5 protein-coding genes are annotated in these 5,701 nt (G+C 40.9%); 2 read left to right on the top strand and 3 right to left on the bottom strand.

The window, feature by feature from the left end:
- Positions 1–71: 71 nt before the first annotated feature.
- The gene (locus tag AACU59_RS03015; RefSeq protein ID WP_094145259.1) at positions 72–752 is read right to left on the bottom strand and encodes an MOSC domain-containing protein; all 681 of its coding nucleotides are present in this window, start codon (positions 750–752) and stop codon (positions 72–74) included.
- Between the two features lie 96 nt (positions 753–848).
- Positions 849–2,240 (bottom strand): MocR-like B6 salvage transcription factor PtsJ, encoded by a 1,392-nt coding sequence (gene ptsJ, locus AACU59_RS03010; RefSeq protein ID WP_202598876.1) that lies wholly within the window; start codon positions 2,238–2,240, stop codon positions 849–851.
- Positions 2,241–2,309: 69 nt separating this feature from the next.
- Between ptsJ and AACU59_RS03005 the strand changes: the two genes are divergently transcribed.
- Together AACU59_RS03005 and AACU59_RS03000 are read left to right on the top strand one after the other, a co-directional pair.
- Positions 2,310–2,543, top strand: coding sequence for a hypothetical protein (locus AACU59_RS03005; RefSeq protein WP_094145892.1), 234 nt, complete (start codon positions 2,310–2,312; stop codon positions 2,541–2,543).
- A 266-nt stretch (positions 2,544–2,809) separates the two neighbouring features.
- Positions 2,810–4,810, top strand: coding sequence for a M4 family metallopeptidase (locus AACU59_RS03000; RefSeq protein WP_094145891.1), 2,001 nt, complete (start codon positions 2,810–2,812; stop codon positions 4,808–4,810).
- A gap of 370 nt (positions 4,811–5,180) precedes the next feature.
- Here AACU59_RS03000 and AACU59_RS02995 read toward each other — a convergent pair whose 3' ends face one another.
- Positions 5,181–5,540 (bottom strand): diacylglycerol kinase, encoded by a 360-nt coding sequence (locus AACU59_RS02995; RefSeq protein ID WP_013868010.1) that lies wholly within the window; start codon positions 5,538–5,540, stop codon positions 5,181–5,183.
- Between the last annotated feature and the right edge of the window lie 161 nt (positions 5,541–5,701).

Below are 5,701 nucleotides of genomic sequence, written 5' to 3'. Positions count from 1 at the left end.
TTTTCAGCAGTGAATAGTCAAGAATCGTCGTAATAAATTTAATTCTCTTCGTAAATATTTAAGAAAAACTATTATGCTCGACCTAACAAGCGAAAATTCCAGTTTTCTACTTGACGTGTTTCTAGACGCTCGACAACTTTCTGAGTCCAACTTTCTGATAGTTTAGTTTGTGCTAAAATCGCCGTCAGTCCTTCTCGATTAAGAGGATCGCCAAAATAAAGACGACAAAGATCTTTCACTGAGATAGGGCTTGCTGGTCGTTCCATTAATATCAGTGCGTCTTCTGCACTCACCTGCCCAGGAGATATAACTCGATAGAGCCAACCGCAAAGACTGAGCTCCTGCATTGTTACGGAAAATGAGTCAGTCCCCCACCGACTGTTTAATTTATAGCATGGTGATCGTGGTTGGCTTACTTCAATGATGGCTTCTCCCCACTGGTAGCGGTCGCCGATAAATACATTTTCCTCTGTCATTCCAATTGTGGATATATTCTCACCCATACTTGGAGCACGACAGGTTTCATCTAAAGAGAAGCGGGTCAGCCAATAGGCGTAATGCTCTGATGGGTAGTGAAGTAATGCGCGGTCCGGGCCGCCATGGAATTTTAATTCGGCAACTTCATCACCTTCTAATCCATTTTCTCCGAGAAAGATAGGGCCGAATATTGGCTGCTTATTCATTGCGGTCCTAAACCCAAGTTCTTCTGACACTTTTCCTCGATAAATGGCAATCGGTTGCATTTTTTGCATATTTTATCCTCTTGTAGTTGGCGAGTCTTTTCAGCGTAAAATCGTCACTTTTAGCGTCTCAAATATGATCTTTTATCAAGCATCTCGTATGTATGATTACTCGATACTTTGACTTAATGTGGCTGCAAGGCTATCGATAACTTCATCATTTAACTCGGAGACGGTGATCCGCAGTCCATAACTTGCTTGCTTTAAACCAAAGATTTCACCTGCACGCACTAACCAGCCTTGTCTAGCCAGCGCCATGACTACAGGAGTGCTTTCATTGTTGAGTTGCACCCAAACATTTAAACCGTCATGCTGGTTGGAGACTCTTAACCCTTTTGCTTGTAAAGCATGGATAAGCTTTTCTCGTCGCTGCTTATAGATGTTTTTTGCTTGTTCCAGCGATTCGCTAATAGCCTCTGATTGAAGTAAATATACAGCCAAATCTTGGAGAATATGGCTGACCCAATTTGTACCTGAGTTCAGCCGTTGCTGCAGTTTTGATGATGTTTCGTGATCACTGGCAACGATGGCTAAGCGTATATCTGGCCCAAAGCATTTAGACAAAGAACGTATCAAAGCCCAGTGCTTACTTTCTAAGGGAACGATGTGGTGATAATTGTGTGTTGAGAGTAACGAGAAATGGTCATCAATGATGATGAGCACATGTGGATACAATGAGAGTAATTGGCGGACTTGATCGGCTCTTGTTTTGCTCAGCCCATATCCCGTAGGGTTGTGGGCACGAGGAGTAATGATCAGTGCTTGAATCCCGTTTTTAAGTTGCTGTGAGAGCGTGTCGATACATAGACCGTGTTCATCGATAGGGATTCCCACAGCGGTATAGCGGTTAGTATGTAAGGTGTTGATGCTTCCTAGAAAGCAGGGATCTTCGACCGCGACCTTATCACCGGCAATTAAGTAACTGGAAAGGACACGTTCAATGGCATCAACAGCACCATTTGTTACGTTCAACTCAAATGGTACTTGAATATCGTTATTCATCCAATTGCGCGCAAATTTTTCAATATCTGCGCTTAAGCTCACCGCACCATATAGCCTTGGAGTGTATGCGATATGTTGAAAAGCAAGCTGTAGGTTTGGTAATAATAATGAGGAAGGATTTCCTCCACTTAAATCGAGCAAGGCTAAACCTGGTGGAGTACCCTCACGAGTTAAAGTGTGAGTTTTTTCTCGTATCGAAGTCCCTTTTCTGCCTTCGCTAACCGCTATTCCTGCATCCACTAACTTTTTATATGCTGCCGCGACCGTATTTCGATTGACATCTAAATGTTGTGCTAGCTCTCTCAAAGGAGGAAGAAGATCGCCAGATTTAAACTCTCCAGAGTGGACCATTGAGCGTATGGACTCGAAAATGTTGTTTGTTGTTTTCCCTACAATCATCATTGACCTATGACAAAAATTATATATCCTATGACAAATATAGAGGGCAAGATAAAGTTTGTCTATAGATAAAAACATAGCATGAGCCAGAAAGTTCATAAGGCGAAGTGTCCACACAAACTTGGCCTAGTGCAGACTATAGCTAGGCATAAACGTAGGTAAATCAGTATGCAGATAATCCACCGAATTGAAATTTGTTGTAATGAAAAGCTTTTGGCAAGTGCAGAGGCAATAGGTCACGATGGAAGCCTGCTATTGGAGCAGTTCAGTGAAATAGTAAAAGAGCGTGACTCTTTTGCTATTAAGGAATACATATCAAACGGCGAACGACGTATCCTTGAAAGTACGCCATATGGAATGAAGGTCATTAGCAAGGAGATACTATTTACTCCTAAATCATAGCAGCAATGGGGGAGTTAGATAAAAGTGAACAATTTGCTCGTAATAAGGAGAGTGGTGATTTCGTTTTTTCTTGTATTTTTGAGCGTATCGAGTTGACTTAATTCTATTTGGTTTGGAAATAAGATCACATTATTTTAGGGGATAAAAAATTATTCTGAATCAATATCATATATCAAACTATTTGCACTTAATTATTGTGTTGAGTTATCCGTAATATGGATGGGCATTATGCATTTAAACACACAATAAAAAGACAAAGGTAAGCTATGCCTATTATTATATTAATATTATTGTCGGCCGTATTTTCAGTACAGGCTGCCAATTTAATTGACTATTCACAAATCGATCTCTCAAAGGTGATCAACGAAAATAATACAAGAGGATTCTCTGCTTCTTCTCAGCCACTTAGCTATCGTGATGCGAATGTCGTTAGAGTAGGACAGGAAACACTCGTTCGTAAACAACAGCTCCATTATGGGCTTCCGGTCTATGGTCATTTTGTGGTCACAGATGTTTCTAATCGTGGTTTTGCAAAGGCAATTGATGGCCATGTCTTAACGGGGATTGAATCAGATATTGGTTCAACTTTACCGATGATTAATGTTGACCAAGCAATCGATGCCGCCAAAGGAAAGCTACGAGGTATTGCTGCTACAAGTGTGCAGGATGCACAGACTGAATTGATGATTTGGGTAGATGATCAGCAAACCGCTTATTTGGTCTATAAAGTCGATTTTCTCTCTAAGAACGGAATGACCCCATCTCGCCCAATCTCCTTAGTCGATGCTAAATCAGGACAAATACTTGATGAGTGGGAGGGGCTGACTTTTATTGAAGCCGAGGGCCCAGGCGGTAATCAAAAAAGTGGCCGCTACTACTTTGGTGCTAATACAAAATATGGTGGTTTCCAGGTTAGCAAAGACTGCCGCATGGATAGCGCTAATGTTGTTACGCTCAATATGAATAATCAAGAGTATGGTGGATGGGTCCATCAATTTGATTGTCACGTCAACAACCATCGGGCTGTTAACGGAGCTTATGCACCAATGAATGACGCTCACTATTTTGGCCAACGTGTTTTTGACATGTATATGGAGTGGCTCAATACTCGACCTATTCAGCAGAAACTCACTATGCGTGTTCATTACGGTTATAACTACGGTAATGCATTCTGGGATGGCCGTCAGATGACCTTTGGTGATGGTAATCAATCAATGTATCCACTTGCGACGTGGGATGTGATTGCACATGAAGTGAGTCATGGCTTTACTGAGCAAAATTCAGGTTTAGAGTATCGTGGAATGTCTGGCGGGATGAATGAATCCTTTTCTGATGTTGCAGCCGCAGCATTAAGTGAATATGTTCATGGCAGCTTTAACTGGAAGATGGGTGAGCACGTGATGAAATATTCAGACGCGATGCGTTATTTCATTCGCCCAAGTCGAGACGGCAGTTCGATTGACCATATTAACCAGTATTATCAAGGTATAGACGTCCACCATAGCTCAGGGATTTTCAACAAAGCGTTTTACCATCTTGCAACCAGCCATGGCTGGAATATTAAGCAAGCCTTCATTGCTTATGCAACGGCGAATCAACTGTATTGGCGACCAAATTCAAACTTTCAGCAAGGTGCTGATGGCGTTTGCAAAGCAGCGCATAAACTCGGTTATGAAAGCTCTGCTGTAAGCAGCGCCTTTGCTCAAGTTGGGATCCAAGTACAAAACTGTGGTTCAAGCCAACCAGAGCCTACTCCACAACCAGAACCTAACATTGTTACATTATCGAGTAATAAACCAGTAATCATCGATGCTAATTATGGTAATGAACAACATTATGTTCTGAAAAATCTTTCAACAGATGAAGCCTCAGTTTATACATACCATGGTCATGGCAACGTTGATCTTTATGTAGCCATTAATAGACCTGTATCAGTGAATGACTTTGATTGCGTTTCTCGTAATCAGACTAATGACGAATATTGTGGTTTTAGTGGTATAAAAGGAACTGATATTTATGTATTAGTTACTGGTGCTGACCGTTCTGTAGATACTCACCTTGTTGTGATTGCAGAAGGTTTATTACCCGCTCCACCCGAACCTCAAGATTTATGTACTACTCTGAGCGAATGGTCCCCTTCTTATTACTACCCTACGGGTATGCAAGTTCAATACTACGGACATCGATTTACTGCAATTCAAGATAATTGGGGAGCCGATCCATTTGATAATTATTGGTATTGGAATTATCAAGGCAGTTGTAAGTAATTCAGTGGCTGTAAAGCTTATCTGAGCATATATAAGTGCCACTTTTATCACTCGATCTCAATCGGCATGCTTTTATGCAGCGGAAGAACTAATATAGCTAACCATGTAATAAATGGAAACAGAACCTCATAAGTGTGTGTTAACATTTAGGATATAAAAACATAGAGTGCAAATTTTCGGTAGACTTACCGGAGTAATGCCAGTCAGCTTAGCTGACTGGCATTACTCCGGTTGGGGCGCTTTTTTTGAACAGCATTTACTCCGCGACTACAGAATAAACAAGCAAGTTAACGGCGGTGGCAAAATATAGCGCTAGGAGAAAACTAATACCGACGTAAGAAAACGAATAATTTTCAAACGCTCACTTCATTTAGCGTACCAAAATAAAAATCCATGTAAATGCAGCAAAAAGTAGTGCAATCAAAACCGCAGCTGATCCTATATCCTTCGCACGGCCACTGAGCTCATGCCACTCACTACCTACGCGATCAACTACAGCTTCCACGGCTGAATTCATAAGCTCAACGATGACAATCAGTACTAAGCTACCGATCATCATTAACTGTTCTAATTCATTGACCGGCAAGAAAAAAGTGATCGCAATTAGAATGATAGAAGCGACGATTTCTTGCCTAAAGGCGGCTTCATTTTTCCATGCAGCCTGAAGGCCTTTCATTGAATAACCTGTAGCGTAAAATAAACGACTTATTCCTGTACGGCCTGGTTTCATAAAGTGAGTAACCTAATAGTTAATAATGAGATAATAAAAATGTCGATAGCTTGAGTTGACTCTCATCTTATTAAAAAGTGCTATCAGATGTAGCATACTGTATCTATCTATTATTTTTCTATATGAAAATTCATTGCCATGTCACTTTTTTGAAATAATAC

The organism is Vibrio sp. V23_P3S9T160 (genome assembly GCF_963886625.1).
Taxonomy (GTDB): domain Bacteria; phylum Pseudomonadota; class Gammaproteobacteria; order Enterobacterales; family Vibrionaceae; genus Vibrio; species Vibrio anguillarum.
The sequence above is the reverse complement of the archived record's forward strand: the minus strand, read 5'-3'. Positions and strand labels throughout refer to the sequence as shown.

Bases quoted from the DNA above. Each gene is read 5' to 3' on its own strand.
- AACU59_RS03015 (WP_094145259.1), bottom strand. From the start codon at position 752: ATGCAAAAAATGCAACCGATTGCCATTTATCGAGGAAAAGTGTCAGAA.
- ptsJ (WP_202598876.1), bottom strand. From the start codon at position 2,240: ATGAACTTTCTGGCTCATGCTATGTTTTTATCTATAGACAAACTTTAT.
- AACU59_RS03005 (WP_094145892.1), top strand. From the start codon at position 2,310: ATGCAGATAATCCACCGAATTGAAATTTGTTGTAATGAAAAGCTTTTG.
- AACU59_RS03000 (WP_094145891.1), top strand. From the start codon at position 2,810: ATGCCTATTATTATATTAATATTATTGTCGGCCGTATTTTCAGTACAG.
- AACU59_RS02995 (WP_013868010.1), bottom strand. From the start codon at position 5,540: ATGAAACCAGGCCGTACAGGAATAAGTCGTTTATTTTACGCTACAGGT.